We start from the raw sequence: 20,283 nt of genomic DNA, 5'->3' as shown, positions 1-20,283 counted from the left end.
GACATCCTCCTTGATTACTGTGCTTGAACGCGCAGCTCTGCTGCACTGCGACTTTGATGACCGAGCAAAGTGCGAAGATCCGCTGACTTGGGTTTAACTAAGTAAAACTTAGGGATCCATTCATCAAAGTTGGCCAGAATATCTTCAGCGTGTGTAGAGGCTGTTTCTTCTAAGTGTTCTGCGATAAGACCACGTAGATGTTCTTGGTGTATGTAGAGATCTGATAGAGACAATGCTTCAACCGACTCATTGTTGACTCGACCGGTAAAATCTTGGTTTTGGTCTAAAACGTATGCGAAACCACCAGTCATCCCTGCACCAAAGTTGACGCCTGTGGCACCTAATATGGCAACGATGCCGCCCGTCATATATTCACAAGCGTTGTCGCCTGCACCTTCAACTACAGTTATTGTTCCTGAGTTTCGCACGCCGAATCGCTCTCCAGCTTTTCCTGCGGCGAACAGTTTGCCTCCCGTTGCACCATACAGACAGGTATTACCAATAATAGTTGCCTCGTTGGAGCGAAATGCACTACCAAGATGAGGTTTGATAACTAATTTACCTCCAGCCATCCCTTTTCCAACATAGTCATTAGCATCCCCGGTGAGATACTGCTCGACGCCTCCAGCATTCCAAACACCAAAAGATTGTCCAGCGGTACCCTCTAGGTGAAGCTTAATAGGAGAGGCGGCCATTCCTTGGTTACCATAGCGTTTTGCGATTTCACCAGAAATATGAGCGCCAATTGAGCGGTCAGTATTAATGACGTTATAGAAAAAACTTGCCGATTGACGCTTTTCAATCGAGGTGGCTGCATCATCTAGAATTTTCTGATTGAGATCGCCTTTATCAAACGGTGTATTGGGCTCTGTCCAAAATAAAGGATGTTTATCAGGCGAAACTGGCGCCTCTAAAATATGAGTTAAATCTAGCTTAGACTGCTTAGCTGATAAACCTTCCATCGCTTGCAAGAGGTCAGTTCGGCCAATAAGGTCAGTGAGTTTCTCGACGCCTAATTCAGCCAGTAGTGTACGCACTTCATCAGCAAGACCGATAAAGTAATTCATGACTTGCTCTGGCAACCCTTTGAAGTACTGCTTACGTAGAGTTTCATCTTGAGTGGCAACGCCCGTTGCACAATTGTTTAGGTGACAAATACGCAGGAATTTACAACCCATAGCGACCATGGGGGCGGTACCAAAACCAAAGCTTTCGGCGCCTAATATGGCTGCTTTTATTACATCCAATCCTGTTTTTAAGCCGCCATCGACCTGGAGGCGAATTTTGTGTCTTAGTCCATTGGCTACAAGAGCTTGCTGAGTTTCTGCCAGTCCAAGCTCCCATGGACAACCTGCATATTTCACTGAAGTCAAAGGACTGGCCGCTGTTCCTCCATCGTACCCTGAGATGGTGATAAGGTCGGCATAGGCTTTTGCAACTCCAGTCGCTATGGTACCCACACCAGGCTCACTGACCAATTTGACAGAAACCAGTGCTTTAGGGTTAACCTGTTTTAAATCAAAGATTAATTGAGCAAGGTCTTCAATCGAATAAATATCATGATGTGGAGGAGGAGATATCAGCGTCACCCCCTGAACAGAGTAACGAAGTTGCGCTATCTCTGCTGTCACTTTATGTCCCGGAAGTTGTCCGCCTTCTCCTGGCTTTGCTCCCTGAGCTACTTTTATTTGCAGTACATCTGCATTGGTTAGGTAGTGCGGCGTTACTCCAAATCGCCCTGAGGCAATTTGTTTAATGCGAGAGTTACGTTCTGTACCAAAACGGCGAGGATCTTCACCGCCTTCACCTGAATTTGAATATCCTCCTAGGCGATTCATTGCTGTCGCTAAAGCTTCATGAGCTTCAGGGCTTAAAGCCCCAATAGACATGGCGGCCGAATCAAAGCGCTTGAAGAGATCCTCACTTGGCTCAATACGCTCAAGTGGGAGCGGCGTATCGGACTTTTTCAGTGTCATTAAGTCTCTAAGGGTTGCCACGGGTCTTTGATTGACTTGTTGGGAGAAATGCTCGTAATCACTTACGTCCCCCGATTTTACTGCTTGCTGCAGAGTACTAACTACATCTGGGTTGTAAGCGTGATATTCTCCACCGTGAACATATTTAAGTAAGCCCCCATGTTCAATCTCTTTTCTTTTCGCCCATGCCTTTTTCGATAAGTTGAATAAATCTTGTTGGAAGTCTTCAAAACCTGCTCCTTGGATACGGGTTGTAACGCCGTGGAAACAGAGGTCTACGATGTCGGAGCTGATGCCAACCGCTTCGAATAACTGAGAACAGCGGTAAGAAGCAACGGTCGAAATACCCATTTTCGACATGATTTTATAAAGCCCTTTATTGATCCCGTATTGGTAACTTTGCATCACATCGCGATAATTCTTATCTAAGATGCCATCATCAATTAACTTACCCAAGGATTCATAAGCTAGATATGGATAAATTGCGGTTGCGCCAAAACCGAGTAGAACAGCGAACTGGTGTGGGTCTCGCGCGGTTGCTGTTTCAACAAGGATATTGGCGTCGCAGCGAAGGTTTTCTTCTATCAGTCTGCGTTGAAGGGCTCCTACAGCCATGGCGGCTGGAATAGGAAGCTTGCCTTTTTCTATCGCTTTGTCTGATAGTACAACCAATACGGTGCCAGCTTTTACACGCTCAATGGCTTGCTCGCATACATTATTGATTGCTTGTTTGAGGTTTTTACTATCAGGGTCGTAGTTAATATCGATTACTGTATTTCGGTAGTATTCATCAGAAAGTTCGAGGAGTTGCTGCATATCTGAGTGCAGTAACACAGGAGACTCAAAAGTGACTCTGTGAGCATGTCCGTCGGTTTCACAAAACACATTCATCTCTTGGCCAACACTGGTTGCCAGAGACATTACATGCTTTTCACGCAATGGATCAATTGGCGGATTGGTGACCTGAGCAAATTTTTGACGGAAATAATCAGTGATCAAACGCTCTTTTGAAGATAGCACGGCCATTGGGGTGTCATCCCCCATGGAGCCGACGGCTTCTTGCCCCGTATCTGCGAGAATTCTGAGTACTTGATCGATCTCTTCATTGCTTACGGCAAATTGTTTTTGGTAAGTTTTTAGAAGAAGGTTGTCGAATTGACGTTGACCAATTTGGTTATCAGGTAACTGAGAAAACGGAGTGAGTTTATGAACGTTATTGTCCATCCATTCTTTATATGGATGGCGGCTTTTTAAATCATTATCGATGTCACTAGATTGCCAAAGCTTTCCATGACGGGTATCGACGACAAGTAGCTCTCCAGGGCCGACTCGACCTTTTTCAGCAACCTCATCGGGTGCATAATCCCAAATGCCAACTTCCGATGCCAAAGTAATGAGTTGATCTTTGGTTATCACATAGCGTGCAGGACGCAAGCCATTTCGATCAAGGTTACAAGCTGCATAACGGCCATCAGACAATACAATACCTGCAGGACCATCCCAAGGTTCCATATGCTTAGAGTTAAAGTCGTAAAATGCACGTAAGTCGGGATCCATATCTGGATGATTCTGCCAAGCGGGCGGAACCAGCATTCTCATTGCCCGAAACACATCCATGCCTCCCGCTAAGAATAGGTCGAGCATATTATCTAAACTGGATGAATCCGATCCTGTTTCGTTAACAAACGGCGCTGCGGTTTGTAAATCAGGCAGTAACGGGGAAGCGAATTTATATGCACGAGCACGGGCCCATTGGCGGTTGCCTTCAATAGTATTTATTTCACCATTGTGTGCAAGATAACGGAAAGGTTGGGCAAGGGGCCATCTTGGTTGGGTATTGGTTGAAAAACGCTGATGGAATAAACAAATAGCAGATTCCATGCGTAAATCAGCTAGATCAAGATAAAAGCGTGGTAAGTCAGCTGGCATGCAGAGACCTTTGTAGACTAATACTTGAGTAGATAGGCTACATATATAAAAATCTTGATCGTTAACTATCTGTTTTTCTATGCGTCTGCGGGCGATATAAAGACGGCGTTCAATATCACGTTCACGCCAGCCTGCCGGAGCTGATATAAAGACTTGTTGAATATTGGGTAGGGAGTTATGAGCTATTGGTCCAAGTACATCAGGGTTGGTTGGAACGTCCCTCCAGCCTGCGATAGATAAGGTTTCTTGGGTTAGCTCTTTATTGATAATGTCTTTCGCTGACTGAGCTTTTATTGGATCTTGGCTGAAAAACACCATACCGATGGCATATTGTTTGCCAAGCTTAAAACTGTTTTCTTCTGCGATGAGTCGCAGATAAGAATCGGGCTTTTGCAGCAGTAAACCGCATCCATCACCCGTTTTACCATCCGCTGCAATACCGCCGCGGTGAGTCATACGATCGAGCGCTGAAATTGCGGTACGAACCAGTTTGTGGCTTGGGTGTCCATCCATATGTGCGATTAAACCAAATCCACAGTTGTCTTTGTCAAGCCTTGGATCATATAAAGCCATTGCAATTCTCCCTTTGCTTCTCTGTCTTCCAGACAGTGTTGCCTACATAATGAAAACGAATGCAGGCGATTTTTTATGCGCTCATAGGGTTTAAATCAACATAATAATGTAAATTAAACCTCTTATTATTTTTTTCATTATGATGAAATCATTTTCATCTATTCCAACAACCTAAATCTTATGGTGTGAAAGGTCAAGCTTTTGATTAAATGTAGTCCTAAAGGCTTATTTCGTGGAGAATATACTTAAAATTTCTTTTTTTTCAGTTGCTTGCGTTTTTGGTTGTTACATTTTTGCAACAATTTAACTTGAAGAGAATTAAAAAACATTAGAACAATATACTGACTTAAAGATAAATTTTGGAAGGATTGAGTAGTTATTCGTCTTATTGCTAGAATCATTCATTATTATTTAACCAAATGCCCCCTTGATAGGTAAAAAAGGGGAGTGAAGTAGAGAAAAATCAGCAGTCAACTGATATTTTTTGTAGTCTTATATAAGTGGTAGTTAAAGGCAGAGAAGTAAGAATGGAGCAGGTGTTTTACTGGTTGTGGGATACGTCTCATGGGCATGGTCTTGACCTCGTAGTGATTCTATTCTTCATTCTATTGTCGGCCGCGCTCTATTCCCGGGTTCAAAAACATATCGAGCTTCTGGTGCAGGATGCCCCATCAGCGCTTATTCTGGTCGAGGCTAAGACAGGCAAATTGTTGCTTTCCAACAAAAATGCGATGCAGTTATTGGCTATTCGTCGTGTCGGTAAATCTTTTTTATTCCCTGATTCTGTGTCGCGAGATTTTTTGATGTCGACAGTGGGGCTTTTTGCTGGAGATGGTTTCAAGTGTTTTCCGATTGAGTGGAAGGTATCCAAAAACAACCGAATCAAAGTAGAGATAAGTGGACGAAGAACTATATATCGAGGTCGTATTGCTTGGTTACTCTATCTATCATCTCATCAAGCCTCACATGCAGAGATGGAGCGTGAAATAGAGTCACTGTCTGTGGTGCGTAGTGCTTTGGATAATTTGTCTGAACTTGTGTTCGTCAAAAATAACGAAGGTGAACTTATATCGACGAATAAAGCTTTTGAGCGCTTTTGGGGAGAGCGTCAACAAGAAGGATGTGCTGATATTAAAGGTGTTGTTAAAGGCCGAGCTAACAAACGCAGATGGACAACGGATGAGGAGGGTCGAAGCTGTTTACTCGAAACCTATCAAAATATTCTGATTTCCTCTTCTGGCGAAAGAATCGGTACAATAGGCATTAGTCACGACGTTACAGATTGGCACAATGTACAGAAGAGTCTGCGTGATGAAATGGATAGACGTCGAGATACAGAGGTTGCGTTAGCGCAGCGTGATACCATTTTGCAAAACATCCTTGAGTCCAGCCCAGATGCCATCGGTATTTTTAATGAGAATATGGTATATCAAGCTTGCAACAAGCCTTTCATCAGAGCGTTAGGAATTTCTGATGTTAATGAACTAATCGGCAAACGCCTTCAAGATATCATTCCTAATGACGTGTACCGTCGCTTATCAGAGACAGATCAGAAAGTGTTGTATGAGGGAAAATCACTTCGTTACATCGACCAATTGGTTGACAGTAAAGGAAACTTTACTTGGTACGATGTTGTGAAGTCCCCTTTTCGCGATCCGGCCTCAGGCACAAATGGCGTGTTAATCATGGCGAGAGATGTTTCGGAACGTTATTTGGCGGCACAAAAACTTGAAGAAGCTAATCAGGAGCTGGAACGTTTGAGTTTAGTTGATAGCTTAACGCAAATCGGTAATCGCCGCTTTTTCGATGAGCAGCTCACTACTTTGTGGTCTTTACACAGTCGCGAGAAAAACCCTTTAGCGGTTATGTTATGTGATATAGATTACTTTAAGGGGTTTAATGATCATTATGGGCACCAAGCCGGCGATGATGCGCTAGTTAAGGTTGCTGAAGCCTTTAGTTCAGTCTTGCATCGCGGTAGTGATTGTGTTGCCCGTTATGGTGGGGAAGAGTTCGCATTTATTTTACCTAACTCCACTGCTGAAGGGGCATATCAAGTAGCAGAAACCATTCACTCAAAAGTGAGACAGCTTAGGCTTGAACATAATGCTTCAAAAGTGTGCCCAATCCTGACTGTCAGCATAGGTATTGCAAGCATAGTCCCTGAACCTTCTGATACAAGCGAAAACTTAATAGCACTTGCTGATAGTGCTTTGTATCAGGCCAAAGCTAACGGACGAAATCAAACTTGTGTTCATCACACATCCAACAACTAGGTTCATGTAGTAATTAGAATTCTTAGCCGTGTGAGGTGAAAAAAGGTAAAATTTCACTATCTTGTTGCACGGAGCGCCTAATGAAACCTATAAAAAACCTCGCTCAGTATTATGTCGATCTTTTGGTAAAGCTCGGTATTTTACGTTTTTCTATTCTTCTCGCATTAGCCATCGTTGCTTTAGCCGTGGTTGTTCAAGTTGGTATCACATTAGTTCTTAGTGGGCGTGTCGATGATATTGATATTGTCCGCTCAGTGTTTTTTGGGCTTTTAATTACTCCTTGGGCTGTTTACTTTTTGTCTGTTGTGGTTGATCAGCTTGAAGAGTCGAGACAAAGACTTTCTAAGTTGGTTTCTAAACTGCGAGATATGCGTTCACGAGATCAAGATTTAAATCATAAGCTTCATCAAAATATCTCTAAACTGAATCTGGAAATAGAAGAGAGAATTAAAGCTGAAGAAGCGAGAGAAGAAGCAATGAAAGATCTCGAAAATGAGGTCTATCAAAGAGAGCGAACTCAGCTAGAGCTGGCTGAAAGAACAGCACTTTTACGCTCTTTTATTGACGCTTCACCTGATCTTATATATTACCGTAATGCTGATGGCGTATTTTCTGGGTGCAACCGTGCCATGGAAGAGCTTACGGGTAAGAAAGAGAACCAGTTGGTCGGTTTAACGCCTTGGGATGTATATCGAAAAGAAGTTGCTCAACAAATTGTTGATACGGACCAGAAAGTCTTTTCTGATAATAAGGCACTGACTTACGAGCAATGGTTAGAGTACCCTGACGGCCGTAAGAGTTTTTTTGAACTACGTAAGGTGCCTTTCTACAGCAAAGATGGTCGACATCTTGGTTTGGTTGGGTTTGGACGTGATATTACAGAACGTAAGCGACATCAAGAATCATTAGAAAAAGCCAGCCGAGATAAGACAACATTTATCTCAACGATTAGTCATGAATTACGTACACCACTCAATGGGATTGTTGGGTTAAGTCGCATGCTGCTTGAAACGAAACTCACCGATGAGCAGCGCCATCAAATGCAAACTATCAATGTCAGTGCAATTACTTTGGGGAATATATTTAACGATATCATTGATATGGATAAGTTTGATCGACGTAAGCTTGAGCTGTTTCCTGCCAGGTTAAACTTTGAAGAATTTGTTGCAGAAATCGAAAGTATCTCAGCTTTGATGGCTTCACAAAAGAATCTACGTTTTGACTTAGAGCGTCTAACTGAGTTACCTGATGCTATTGAAGTTGATGCGACTCGTCTTCGTCAAGTACTTTGGAATTTGATCAGTAACGCCATGAAGTTCACCAAAGAAGGTGGTGTTGTCATGACGGTAGAAGCTGAAATCAGGGATGATGTGGCGTACATAACTATTGAAGTGGAAGATAGTGGAGTTGGCATTCCTGAATCTGAAGTGGATAAAATTTTTGCTATGTACTATCAAGTAAAGTCGGGTAAAGATAATCTTCATGCTGTCGGTACAGGTATTGGGTTAGCTGTTTCTAAGCAGCTAATCAAGATGATGGGAGGAGATATCAGCGTTAGTAGTGAAGAAGGGTTTGGTAGTACCTTTACTGTTACACTCAGTGCCCCATTATCAGCTACTAAGGAAATGTCAGAATCTTCTCAGGCTGCTCAAAGAGATTTAAGTATCTTCATGGTAGAGGATATCGAACTCAATGTTACTGTTGCTCGCTCTTTATTTGAGAGTATGGGACACGAGGTGACGGTGGCAATGACAGGCCAAGATGCGATTGAGATGTTTGACCCTGATCTTTATGACCTTGTATTTCTCGACATTCAACTTCCCGATATGACAGGCTTTGATGTAGCCAGTTTTTATCGCCAAACTTATAAAGACTTACCCCCTTTGATAGCTTTAACGGCTAATGTACTCAAAGACAAAGATGAATACTTACAAAACGGAATGGATGAAGCAATAAGTAAACCTTTGTCTGTCACTGCCATGCAAGAAGTCATCGCCCAATTTACTTCTAATGATATACAAGAGCCTTTGCAGCCTACCAAGTCTCAAAACCTAGGTGAGAAAAGCGAGTTGTACAATAAAGTCTTAGACCTAGATATGCTTGAGTCTTATGTTGATATTGTTGGTACTCAGCCGGTGCTTGAGAGCATTAGTATGTTTGAAGATATGATGCCTGATTATATAAAAGTGCTTGATTCAAATATGACGGCAAAAGATCAGCAAGGTATTGTTGAAGAAGCCCATAAGATTAAAGGAGCTGCAGGTTCTATAGGTTTAAAACATATTCAGCTAGTGGCTCAAAAAGCACAGTCGCCAGAACGACCTGCTTGGTGGAAAAATATTGATGATTGGGTCGAAGAAATCAAAAATGAATATCAAAATGATATTGCGACGTTAAAGGAATGGCTTGGACAAAGAGGGTGAGTAAAGAAGGATGAAATGTATTTCATCCTTCTGTTTTATTCAAAGTTAGTAGTGATTAACTTTTGTTTTTTTGGCTTGCAACTTTGAGCCCAGCATTGATATCAAGAATATCTTGCTCATTCAGGGTTCCTACCGCTTCTCGTAGCTGAAGAACACTGAGTATGTAGTTGTAGCGAGCATCAGAGAGGTTTTTATTTGCGTCGTACAGGTTTCTTGTTGAGTCTAAAACGTCAACAATAGTTCGAGTCCCGACATCAAAACCAGCTTCAGTTGCTTCTAAGGCTGATTTAGCCGAAACCACGGTTTGCTCATAAGCACGCAGTGCACCGATAGAGGCATTAATGTTGTTATTAAAAGCTCGTACATCTTTGACGACACTTCGATAAGAGGCTTCAAGGTTTTGGCTTGCGGCCACAAAATCAAACTCAGCTTGTTTGGTTAACGAAGACGTCGCGCCGCCACTATAGATAGGAACTGAAAGATTGAGTCCGATGTTAAAATTGTCGGAGTCAGAATCTTGGGTTGCAATATCACTGTTCTTTTGTTCTGCAAGTGTATAGCCGCCATCTAACGTAAGTGAAGGAAGGTGACCTGAGCTTTGCAAAGAAATATTGTCTTTAGCAATATCTTTGGTGATTCGTGATGACAGCAGAGTTAAATTTTTCTGCTCTGCTTCTTTTAGCAGGGTGTCAACAGGTGTTTCACTTTTACTCGCTGAAAAACGTTCAATATCCAAAACATAGAGGTTTGAATGTTCAACGCCTGTAATTTCACGCAGGCCTTCATAGCTATTGATAAGTTCATTTTCAGCCAAAACTTCATCTGCGAGAACAGAGTCATACTGAGCTTGTGCGTCATGAACATCGGTGATTGCTGATAAACCGACTTCAAAACGCTGCTTTGTTTGCTCTAGTTGACGACCAACAGCGGCTTTCTCTGCTTGGACAAACTCTAAATTGTCTTGAGCTCTTAGCACATCAAAATAGGCAGTCGACACTCTAAGAATCAGTGACTGCTGAGCTGCTGCATAGGCAGCATCGGCTTTACGGGCGTTTTTTTCTGCTGTATCTAAAGTTATCCAGCTTGAGCGCTTATACAGCTCTTGCGAGAAGCCAAGCGTTGCGTTCCATACATCCGAATCATTACTCGTATCACTTAGTTGCTGACTTGGTATGCTTGTTTCTCCTCGATTGAGATCGTATGAAGCCGTTAAGTTGATTTGAGGAAGTAAGGTTGCACGGCTCGAATTGATCGCTTCAAACGCAGAATCTTTTGAGGCTTTTGCACTCAATAGAGTAGGATCGTTTGTGATTGCTTGATTATAAATTTCCGTTAGTGTATCTGCGAAAGCGTTCGCGCTAAGGCTGCCTAGTGCTGCACTTATCACCAGTGGAAGCAGTTTTCTCATCGGTTTTATCCCTGCCAAAATATGAAAAAGGTAACTCGTCGAGAGTTTACCTCAACTTTGATGCAAATTTACGCAAATTTTTGTAAATTTTTACACTTTGTTATCTAAAAAAACTTATCCCAAAGCAGTTAAATTTAACTCTGAATATAAAATTTGCATAAAAAGTTTATCTAGACCCTTGGAAGTTAAGCTTTTGTCTGAGTAAACTATAAAATTAACTTATGGGGTAGCCAATGTCACACAGTGAAGAACAACAGCACGAATTTACTTCCAAAGATGTAGAGATACTCTCAAAAGAAACCGTGTTCTCCGGTTTTTTTAATATGGTGAAATATCGTTTCAGACACAGATTGTTTAATGGTGGCTGGAGTGAGGTTATTGAACGAGAAATGTTTGAAAGAGGTAATGCTGCTGCCGTACTTCCATATGATCCTGTTACTGATAAAGTTGTTTTAATTGAACAAATACGTGTTGGTGCTTTGACTCATTCGAGTCCGTGGCAACTTGAGATTGTGGCTGGGATCATTGATAAAGGGGAAAGTGCTGAAAGTGTTGCTCGCCGTGAGGCAGTAGAGGAAGCCAATGTTTCTATTGAAGATCTTTTGAGCGTTACTTCGTATTACCCCTCTTCAGGAGGCTGCTCTGAGAGGTTAGATGTCTATGTTGGCAAGGTTGATGCATCAAACGCAAGTGGCATTCATGGTTTAGACTATGAAGGAGAGGACATTAAAGTTCATGTCGTAAACCGAGAGACTGCCTATCAATGGGTAGTCGAAGGTAAGTTTGAAAATGGTGCTTCTATCATTGCGTTGCAATGGTTGCAGTTGAATTACCAGTCCGTAAGAGAGCAATGGCAAATTTAGCAGTAAAAAAAACGTATCATGTAGATTTGGCAGATTTGATGCGAACATATGAAACCAATTATGCCAAGTTAAATGCTTTGTTGCCAAACAAGGCACAGGTTGGTGATGTGCGCTGTTACCAAGCTGCCCATATGACATACCAAATTCAAGTGGCAGAAATCACAAAGTACACAACTTTGGTTGATATTTGTCAAAGCGATGATGTTCCGGTGTTTCCTTTGCCAAAAATGTCTGTCAGGCTTTACCATGATGCTCGAGTGGCAGAGGTGTGCGAGTGTGCACATCTGAAACGAGTCAGAGCACGTTACGATTACCCCAATGATAAAATGGTTCAACAAGACGAAAAATTACAGCGCAACCGCTTTTTGGGGGATTGGTTATCTTTCTGTTTAAGGCATGGTATTAGTCGAACGCCGCTCAATATTTAGGTTTTTATTTTGAAAGTAACATCTAGTTCTGTGGATGGAAGCATCAGGCTGCTTCAAATTACAGATACTCATCTGTTTGAAGCTAATGATGGCAGTCTTCTTGGTGTCAACACGAGTGACAGCTTTGATGCTGTGGTGAGTGCGATCACTGAACAAAACACAAATTACGAAGCTATTGTCGCCACTGGAGATATTTCGCAAGACCACAGTGCATTATCTTACCAACGTTTTGAATCAGGCATTTCAAAGCTCCACAAGACTTGTTTTTGGTTACCCGGTAATCATGACTTTAGGCCCAATATGGATTCTGTGCTTTGTTCTCAACAAATCCAGTACCTAGAACATCTTTTACTTGGCGATTACTGGCAAATGATAGTCTTAGATTCTCAAGTGGTTGGTGTTCCACATGGTCGTCTTAGTGAAGAACAACTGTCACTACTTGAAGATAAACTCAACCTTTATCCTGAACGCTATGCGTTGATTTTATTGCATCATCACCCTGTACTTATCGGTAGTGCTTGGTTGGATCAGCATACCCTCAAGGATTCAGAGAGCTTTTGGAAAGTTATAGAAAAGCACTCCAATGTTAAGGCCGTGCTCTGTGGTCACGTTCATCAGGATATGGATAGATATCGACATGATGTCAGAGTAATGGCAACGCCATCGACGTGTGTACAATTTAAACCACTTAGTGATGACTTTGCCGTGGATAACCAGTCTCCTGGTTGGCGTGAAATTGTATTACATCCAAGTGGGAACCTAACCACAGAGGTTAAGCGTTTGCCTATGGGGAGCTTTATTCCTGATTTTAGTTCTTCTGGGTATTAATTTACACTGCGTCATTACTATCACAGGATACATGATGAAACCTTCTTTACTCTTATATATCCATGGTTTTAATAGCTCTCCATTATCGCAAAAAGCGACCTTGATGAGAGAATACTGTGCATTGCACAGGCCTGATATTAAAGTTGTGGTTCCTCAGCTTCCATGTTTTCCCCAACAAGCTGCGGACTGCCTACTAGACATAGTTGAGCAATACAAAAATGATTATCGCATTGGACTTGTCGGTAGCTCTCTTGGTGGATATCTCTCTGTGTGGCTGAATGCTCGTTTTGGCTTTAAAGCTGTGGTTGTAAACCCTGCGGTAAAGCCCTATGAATTACTGCAAGATTATCTAGGAGAACAAGAAAACCCATACACAGGCCTGCGCTATGTTCTATCTGAAGCTCATATCGATGAATTAAAATCTCTCGATGTTGCGAGTATTCAAAATCCAGAAGACTTTTGGCTTTTGCAGCAAACTCATGATGAGGTACTTGACTTTCGTCAAGCTGTTGAGAGGTTTTCAATGGCTAAACAGACTGTAGAAGAGGGGGGGAATCACAGTTTTGTCAGTTTTGAACGTCATCTAGAGCCAATCATCGACTTCCTTCAGCTATAGTTTCCATTGAGGGAAAAGTCATAAATTTAGTGGTTAGTTAATTATCTCACTTGACATAGTTCCTTCTCTTCCAGACTATGTTTCTCCTGTACTGAGCTGGATACAAAACGATGAGAGTTTGAATGCTTTTATAGTCTATATGCAACCTGGTTGACGATAAAAGCAGATTAGCTCAGTTATTCATTATTTTCTACAAACGATATTCCGTATTATGACTGAACAATATAATGCTGGAGCCATTGAGGTTCTCAATGGCTTGGAGCCGGTAAAACGCCGACCCGGGATGTATACGGATACTGCGCGGCCCAATCACTTAGGGCAAGAAGTCATCGATAACAGTGTCGATGAAGCGCTAGCCGGACACGCTTCCAAGGTTCAAGTAATTTTGCATGCCGACCAATCTCTCGAAGTGATCGATGATGGACGCGGTATGCCTGTTGATATACATCCAGAAGAGAAAGTATCTGGGGTAGAGCTGATACTGTGTAAGCTGCATGCTGGTGGTAAGTTCTCAAACAAAAACTATCAATTCTCCGGAGGCTTACACGGGGTTGGTATCTCAGTAGTCAATGCTTTATCAAAGCGTGTCGAAGTCACTGTAAGACGAGATGGACAAGTGTATGAAATTGCATTTGAACATGGCGATAAAGTTTCCGATCTGACAGTAACAGGGACATGTGGTCGACGTAACAAGGGTACAAGTGTTCACTTTTGGCCTGATGCAAAGTATTTCGACTCCGCCAATTTCTCCGTTGCTCGTTTGGTGAATAACCTTCGAGCTAAAGCTGTGTTATGCCCTGGACTTGAAATTACTTTCACAGACAAAGTCAGTGGCAATGAGCACAAATGGTTATATGAAGATGGTTTAAAGGATTATCTTGCCGAGGGTGTCAAAGGTTATACCGTATTGCCTGAAGCGCCTTTTACTGGTGAATTCTCAGCTGAAACCGAAGCGGCGACTTGGGCTGTTATTTGGCAGCCAGAAGGCGGTGAAATGATCACCGAGAGCTACGTTAACTTGATCCCAACTGCGCAGGGAGGAACTCATGTTAATGGTTTGCGTCAAGGTCTACTTGATGCCATGCGAGAGTTTTGTGAATTTCGAAACTTGTTACCACGAGGCGTCAAGTTAACAGGGGATGATGTATTTGACCGGTGTTCTTATGTGTTATCGGTTAAGATGCAGGACCCGCAGTTTGCTGGTCAAACAAAAGAACGTCTTTCATCCCGCCAAACCGCTGCTTTTGTGTCCGGCGTTGTAAAAGATGCGTTTAGTTTATGGCTAAACGAAAAGCCTCAATTAGCTGAACAGTTGGCAGAAGTGTGTATTGCCAACGCTCACCGTCGTATGCGCGCGAGTAAAAAAGTCGTACGTAAGAAAGTTGCATCCGGGCCTGCGTTGCCGGGCAAATTGACCGACTGCTCTTTGCAAGATTTAAGTCGTACTGAAATTTTCTTTGTCGAAGGAGACTCTGCTGGTGGTTCGGCTAAGCAGGCTCGAGATAGAGAATTCCAAGCAGTAATGCCGCTTAGAGGAAAGATCCTCAATACTTGGGAAGTTTCCGCTGACCAAGTGCTCGCGTCTCAGGAGGTGCATGATATATCCGTTGCTCTAGGAATCGACCCTGATAGTGAAAATCTTGAAGGCTTGCGGTACGGCAAAATCTGTATTTTAGCGGATGCTGACTCTGATGGTTTGCATATCGCTACATTGCTCTGTGCCTTGTTTACCCGACACTTTAGATCCTTAGTCGAAGCTGGACATATCTATGTGGCTATGCCGCCACTTTATCGCATCGACTGTGGTAAAGAAGTTTTCTATGCCTTGGATGATGACGAAAAAGAGGGTGTGTTAGAACGCCTATCGAAAAAGAAAGCCAAGATTAACGTGCAGCGATTTAAGGGGCTTGGTGAAATGAATCCATTGCAATTGCGTGAAACGACTATGGATCCAAATACCCGACGTCTTGTTCAATTAACGATTGATGATTCAGAAGCGACGATAGAAATGATGGATATGTTGCTTGGTAAGAAACGGGCAGATGATCGCCGTTCTTGGTTACAAAACAACGGTGATTTGGCAGAGGTTTAACGAATGTCGACAGAAATTACATACGATGGCGTTGAACAGTTGCCAATGCGCACCTTCACTGAAGACGCTTATCTAAATTATTCCATGTACGTCATCATGGACAGAGCCTTGCCATATATTGGTGACGGTTTAAAACCTGTTCAAAGACGTATTATTTATGCTATGTCTGAGCTCGGGCTTTCTGCTGCCGCAAAGTATAAGAAATCTGCTCGTACTGTCGGTGATGTGTTGGGTAAATATCACCCCCATGGCGACTCCGCATGTTATGAAGCCATGGTCTTGATGGCTCAGCCATTCTCGTATCGTTATCCATTGGTCGATGGGCAAGGGAACTGGGGGGCACCAGATGACCCTAAATCCTTTGCTGCCATGCGTTATACCGAAGCAAAACTGTCTAAATTTGCTGAAGTTTTGCTGGGTGAGTTAGGGCAAGGAACGGTTGAGTGGCAACCAAACTTTGACGGCACAATGAAAGAGCCACAAATGTTGCCAGCACGCTTGCCACATATCCTTCTCAACGGAGTAACGGGTATTGCAGTTGGTATGGCGACCGATATTCCTCCTCACAATGTAAGAGAAGTAGCAGATGCAGCAATTCATTTGATCGACAGTCCAAAAGCGGAGTTGGCTGATATAATGAATTTCGTTCAGGGGCCTGATTATCCGACTGAAGCTGAAATTATTTCCCCGAGAGCTGATTTAGAAAAGATCTATCGTACAGGGCGCGGCAGTATTAAAATGCGCGCTGTTTGGCATAAAGATGGTGGTGAGATAGTCATTACCTCTTTGCCTCATCAAGTTTCAGGTGCGAAGTTACTTGAACAAATCGCCAATCAAATGAGGGCAAAAAAATTACCCATGGTTGATGATTTGCGAGATGAATCAGATCATGAAAACCCTACTCGTATTGTGATAGTCCCTCGCTCTAATCGAATTGATTGTGAACAGTTAATGGATCACCTGTTTGCTTCGACGGATCTTGAGAAAAATTTCCGTGTGAATCTTAACATGATCGGTCTAGATAACCGACCTCAAGTCAAAGGGTTAGTCCGGATTCTTACCGAATGGATAGAGTATCGCCGTACGACAGTTCGCCGCCGTTTACAGCATCGTCTCGATAAAGTTCTTGCTCGCTTACATATCCTAGAAGGTTTGTTGGTTGCTTACCTTAATTTGGACGAAGTGATAGAAATCATCCGTACTGAAGACGATCCTAAAGCTGTATTGATGGCAAGGTTTGGCATCACCGACATTCAAGCTGATGCGATTTTGGATACCAAGCTTCGTCACCTTGCCAAACTGGAAGAGATGAAAATTCGTGGAGAGCAAGAAGAGCTTGAGAAAGAAAGGGAAAAACTTGAGCTACTGCTTGGCTCAGAGCGTCGTCTAAATACGTTGATCAAAAAAGAAATTAAAGCCGATGCGGAAAAGTATGGTGATGATCGCCGCTCGCCACTTGTTGAGCGCGCCGAAGCGAAAGCATTGACAGAGCGTGATCTGGTGCCAAGTGAGCCTATAACTGTTGTCCTATCGGATAAGGGCTGGATCCGTCATGCTAAAGGCCATGATGTTGACCCTGAAGGGTTGAATTATAAGTCTGGTGATAAATACCTTGCTCATGCAAGAGGTAAAAGTAGTCAGCATTCAGTGTTCCTTGGCAGTGATGGCCGGAGTTACTCGCTTGAATCTCACTCTCTTCCCTCTGCACGTAGCCAAGGAGAGCCCATTACAGGTCGGTTAAATATCAATGCAGGTACAAGTATTCGTCATGTCGTCATGGGCGAAGAAGAGCAGCTGTGGCTGGTTGGCTCAGATGCAGGTTATGGTTTCGTTTGTAAGGGAAGTGATTTACTGTCTAAAAATCGCAGCGGTAAAGCCTTGGTGACCTTGCCACAGAACTCTGAAGTGATGGTGCCGTACAGCATAAGTAATTTAGATCACGATGAAATTCTTGCGATCACAAATCAAGGGCGGATGTTGTTATTCCCAATAAAAGATTTACCACAGTTAGGTAAAGGCAAGGGTAATAAGATCATTAATATACCAGCTGCAAAAGCCAAAGAACGAGAGGAGTTAGTGTCTCATTTGATGGCCATACCTCAAGGAGCTTCGATAACCTTGTATGCAGGTAAACGTAAACTCGGCTTGAAAGCGTCTGACTTGGATAACTTCCGAGGGGAACGTGGCCGTAGGGGGAGCTTATTGCCAAGAGGTTTGCAAAGAGTCACGCGAATCGAGGTTGAAACCTCTGAGTCCAAGGAAAGCGAATAGAATGTAACCCCCATGGAAACATGGGGGGTTTTTGGTAGATTAGATCTCTCTCGTGTCTTCGGCAATGGTTACTTTTATTGTCCGTTCCTCACCTTTTCTTAGGATGAGCACATCAACAACGGTCCCAGGGCGGAGCTCAGTTACTATGTCCATGACACTTTGCCGACCATTAATTTTGTTGCCGTCAATTTTAAGAATAATGTCTTGTGGTTCAAATCCAGCTTCTTCCCCTGGGCCGTTAGGATCGACACCAAGTACCACAATACCTCCCATATGCTCGTTGCCTAAAAGGCGAGAAGTCACAGACGTAATGTCTTGTCCATCAATTCCAATGTAGCCACGAATTACTCGGCCATCAGCAATGATCTTTTGCATGATTTTGTTGGCCAATGCATAGGGGATAGCAAAAGAAATACCATATGTTTCAAGTTCGGTAGCCTGTTGGAAAGAAGCAGTATTGATACCGACTAACTCTCCACGAGTATTTACCAAAGCTCCTCCAGAGTTGCCGTCATTGATTGCCGCATCAGTTTGGATAAATGCCTGGCGTCCTCCAGTACTGATTGATGAGCGTCCAGTCGCGGAAATGATACCAAAGGTTGTGGTTTGACCTAAATTGTAGGGATTACCAATCGCTAATACCACATCTCCTACAGTCGGAGAATATTCTGGGTTTAATGGAATAACCGGTAAGTTGTTACCTTCTACACGTAGGATAGCGATGTCTGTTCGTTTGTCGGTGCCAACTAGTTGGGCGAAAGCGACTCGACCGTCTTGCAGTGCAACAACCACTTGATCGGCTTGTGCCACTACATGATAGTTAGTAATTATGTATCCCTTATGGCTGACGATCACCCCAGAACCAAGGCTTTGGGTCTGCAGCTTTGAGCGGTTACCCTCAGCATACTTCCTACTATAGATATTGACGACTGCCGGAGCTGCTTTGCGAACGGCACTGTTGAAGGAAATCTCTTGTGCTGATGTAATATTGTTTCCACCCGCAAAATCGTCAGAAAGAATATTGGTCCTGAGGGAAGGTATTGCCAACAGCAATAATAATGCCGTTGCCAAGCCTAACCCAATTGAACGCAACAAAAATTGCAGCATAGCCTCGCAACCACCTTAAAATTGAGACAAGTGGCGAAAGAATAGCATTAGATGAGAAAATAATAAAAGGATGGTAGAAGATACTACCATCCTTTGACACAAAGAATGGATGTCTCTAGCGTACGACGAGGTAAATTGTACGTTCTCCTCGCTGAATATTGAGAGCTAGTACACTTGGCTTTTTATCAAGTAATTTTCTAAACTCGGCTAAGTTTTTAACGCGTTTACGGTTAACCCCGATGATAATGTCGCCTTTTTGAAGCTGGTAAGTTGCCGCTTGTGAGCCTTTTTCTACAGAAGCCACTTTAACGCCTTGAACGGAATCACTTGAGGTTGTGTTGGTTAACTCTGCGCCAGATAATCCTTCATGGAGTTTATCTGCTGATGCCTTCATGTTTTGCTGCTCACCCAATGTAACGTCATAGTTTTCTTTCTTTCCGTCACGAATGATACCAAGTGAGACTTTTTTACCAGCACCTAAAGTCGCTACTTTAGCTCGTAATTCGCTGAATGAGTTAATGTTTTTGCCGTTTACAGACACAATTACATCGCCAGCTTTTAACCCGGCTTTATCGGCAGCGCTGTCTGGCACAACCTGACTAACAAAAGCTCCCTTGCTAGACTCATAGCCTAAAGCATCCGCGAGCTCAGATGTAATTTCTCCTCCTTGAACACCCAACATGCCTCGTTTAACTTCGCCAAATTCTAGAATTTGATCAGTCAGATTGGTCATCATATTAGAGGGGATCGCAAAACCAATACCAACGTTACCACCACTAGGGCCCAAAATAGCCGTGTTGATACCAATCAGCTCACCTTGCAAGTTCACCAAGGCTCCACCTGAGTTTCCGCTATTAATAGCAGCATCCGTTTGAATAAAGTTTTCGAAGTTTTCGATATTAAGTCCGCTGCGTCCAAGAGCAGAAACAATACCCGAGGTGACAGTCTGTCCCAAACCAAAAGGGTTACCTATAGCAACAGCAAAATCACCCACCCGTAAAGAGTCGGAATCTGCAATCTTAATTTCCGTTAAATTTTGCGCTTTTTCGAGTTTTAGGAGCGCAACATCGGACATCTTATCGCCCCCAACGAGTTCAGCACCATATTCTCGGCCGTCATGAAGTTTGACTCGAATTTTTTCCGCTCCATTGATGACATGATAATTGGTGACGACATAAGCTTTATCTGCATCAATGATTACCCCTGAACCCAATCCTCTAAATGGTCGTTCTTGCAGCTGTTCTGATGGGAATTCTGGTCCAAAAAAGAAACGAAACTGCTCTGGAATTCGCTGCTTAGAAACTTGAGTGCCTTCAACTGCAATGCTGACAACAGCAGGGGTTACTTCCTCCAGCATAGGGGCAAGGCTGGGTAGCTGTTGACCAGAAACGACAAGGGGAAGGGCTGCTGTTGCTTGTATTGGTGTGATGATTGAACTTAAGCTTAAGGATAGAACGGATAAAGCAAGCAAAGGTTTTTTCATCTGATAACTC

Annotated in this window: 12 protein-coding genes; 8 read left to right on the top strand and 4 right to left on the bottom strand. The window is 43.1% G+C overall.

The features are described from left to right. Positions 1-14: 14 nt before the first annotated feature. Entirely contained in the window at positions 15-4,478 is a 4,464-nt protein-coding gene (gltB, locus tag MHN79_RS04645; protein WP_239171906.1) for a glutamate synthase large subunit, read from the bottom strand. A 527-nt stretch (positions 4,479-5,005) separates the two neighbouring features. Between gltB and MHN79_RS04640 the strand changes: the two genes are divergently transcribed. Continuing rightward, positions 5,006-6,754, top strand: coding sequence for a GGDEF domain-containing protein (locus tag MHN79_RS04640; protein ID WP_160929358.1), 1,749 nt, complete (start codon positions 5,006-5,008; stop codon positions 6,752-6,754). Positions 6,755-6,834: 80 nt separating this feature from the next. Then, entirely contained in the window at positions 6,835-9,177 is a 2,343-nt protein-coding gene (gene arcB, locus MHN79_RS04635; protein ID WP_239171905.1) for an aerobic respiration two-component sensor histidine kinase ArcB, read from the top strand. A gap of 55 nt (positions 9,178-9,232) precedes the next feature. Here arcB and tolC read toward each other — a convergent pair whose 3' ends face one another. Further along, positions 9,233-10,585: an outer membrane channel protein TolC gene (gene tolC, locus MHN79_RS04630; protein WP_239171904.1), complete on the bottom strand. Its 1,353-nt coding sequence runs from the start codon at positions 10,583-10,585 to the stop codon at positions 9,233-9,235. Between the two features lie 233 nt (positions 10,586-10,818). Here tolC and nudF point away from each other — a divergent pair, with 233 nt between their 5' ends. The 6 genes from nudF to parC all read left to right on the top strand — a co-directional run bounded on the left by nudF (position 10,819) and on the right by parC (position 17,683). After that, positions 10,819-11,448 (top strand): ADP-ribose diphosphatase, encoded by a 630-nt coding sequence (nudF, locus tag MHN79_RS04625; RefSeq protein WP_239171903.1) that lies wholly within the window; start codon positions 10,819-10,821, stop codon positions 11,446-11,448. Continuing rightward, positions 11,436-11,876, top strand: coding sequence for a DUF1249 family protein (locus MHN79_RS04620; protein WP_114785066.1), 441 nt, complete (start codon positions 11,436-11,438; stop codon positions 11,874-11,876). The genes nudF and MHN79_RS04620 overlap by 13 nt, the downstream gene beginning before the upstream one ends. A gap of 9 nt (positions 11,877-11,885) precedes the next feature. Next, the gene (cpdA, locus tag MHN79_RS04615; RefSeq protein WP_239171902.1) at positions 11,886-12,704 is read left to right on the top strand and encodes a 3',5'-cyclic-AMP phosphodiesterase; all 819 of its coding nucleotides are present in this window, start codon (positions 11,886-11,888) and stop codon (positions 12,702-12,704) included. Between the two features lie 31 nt (positions 12,705-12,735). Then, the gene (yqiA, locus tag MHN79_RS04610) at positions 12,736-13,320 is read left to right on the top strand and encodes an esterase YqiA (protein ID WP_239171901.1); all 585 of its coding nucleotides are present in this window, start codon (positions 12,736-12,738) and stop codon (positions 13,318-13,320) included. Between the two features lie 211 nt (positions 13,321-13,531). After that, a complete protein-coding gene (parE, locus tag MHN79_RS04605) occupies positions 13,532-15,412 on the top strand; it encodes a DNA topoisomerase IV subunit B (protein WP_239171900.1) in 1,881 nt (626 codons plus the stop codon). 3 nt (positions 15,413-15,415) lie between these two features. Continuing rightward, positions 15,416-17,683 (top strand): DNA topoisomerase IV subunit A, encoded by a 2,268-nt coding sequence (gene parC / locus MHN79_RS04600; protein WP_239171899.1) that lies wholly within the window; start codon positions 15,416-15,418, stop codon positions 17,681-17,683. A gap of 39 nt (positions 17,684-17,722) precedes the next feature. Here parC and degS read toward each other — a convergent pair whose 3' ends face one another. Both degS and MHN79_RS04590 read right to left on the bottom strand, forming a co-directional pair. Then, positions 17,723-18,790: an outer membrane-stress sensor serine endopeptidase DegS gene (gene degS / locus MHN79_RS04595; protein WP_160929373.1), complete on the bottom strand. Its 1,068-nt coding sequence runs from the start codon at positions 18,788-18,790 to the stop codon at positions 17,723-17,725. Between the two features lie 115 nt (positions 18,791-18,905). After that, complete coding sequence (locus MHN79_RS04590; protein ID WP_114785078.1) at positions 18,906-20,273, bottom strand: DegQ family serine endoprotease; 1,368 nt, start codon at positions 20,271-20,273, stop codon at positions 18,906-18,908. Positions 20,274-20,283: the final 10 nt, after the last annotated feature.

The sequence above is a fragment of the Vibrio sp. Of14-4 genome (assembly GCF_022347625.1).
In the GTDB taxonomy this organism is placed as follows: Bacteria; Pseudomonadota; Gammaproteobacteria; order Enterobacterales; family Vibrionaceae; genus Vibrio; species Vibrio pristinus.
Note: the sequence above shows the minus strand (reverse complement) of the source record. Positions and strands in the feature narration are given on the sequence as shown.

Coding starts and splice junctions, on each gene's coding strand:
- gltB (WP_239171906.1), bottom strand. CDS start 4,478: ATGGCTTTATATGATCCAAGGCTTGACAAAGACAACTGTGGATTTGGT.
- MHN79_RS04640 (WP_160929358.1), top strand. CDS start 5,006: ATGGAGCAGGTGTTTTACTGGTTGTGGGATACGTCTCATGGGCATGGT.
- arcB (WP_239171905.1), top strand. CDS start 6,835: ATGAAACCTATAAAAAACCTCGCTCAGTATTATGTCGATCTTTTGGTA.
- tolC (WP_239171904.1), bottom strand. CDS start 10,585: ATGAGAAAACTGCTTCCACTGGTGATAAGTGCAGCACTAGGCAGCCTT.
- nudF (WP_239171903.1), top strand. CDS start 10,819: ATGTCACACAGTGAAGAACAACAGCACGAATTTACTTCCAAAGATGTA.
- MHN79_RS04620 (WP_114785066.1), top strand. CDS start 11,436: ATGGCAAATTTAGCAGTAAAAAAAACGTATCATGTAGATTTGGCAGAT.
- yqiA (WP_239171901.1), top strand. CDS start 12,736: ATGATGAAACCTTCTTTACTCTTATATATCCATGGTTTTAATAGCTCT.
- parE (WP_239171900.1), top strand. CDS start 13,532: ATGACTGAACAATATAATGCTGGAGCCATTGAGGTTCTCAATGGCTTG.
- parC (WP_239171899.1), top strand. CDS start 15,416: ATGTCGACAGAAATTACATACGATGGCGTTGAACAGTTGCCAATGCGC.
- degS (WP_160929373.1), bottom strand. CDS start 18,790: ATGCTGCAATTTTTGTTGCGTTCAATTGGGTTAGGCTTGGCAACGGCA.
- MHN79_RS04590 (WP_114785078.1), bottom strand. CDS start 20,273: ATGAAAAAACCTTTGCTTGCTTTATCCGTTCTATCCTTAAGCTTAAGT.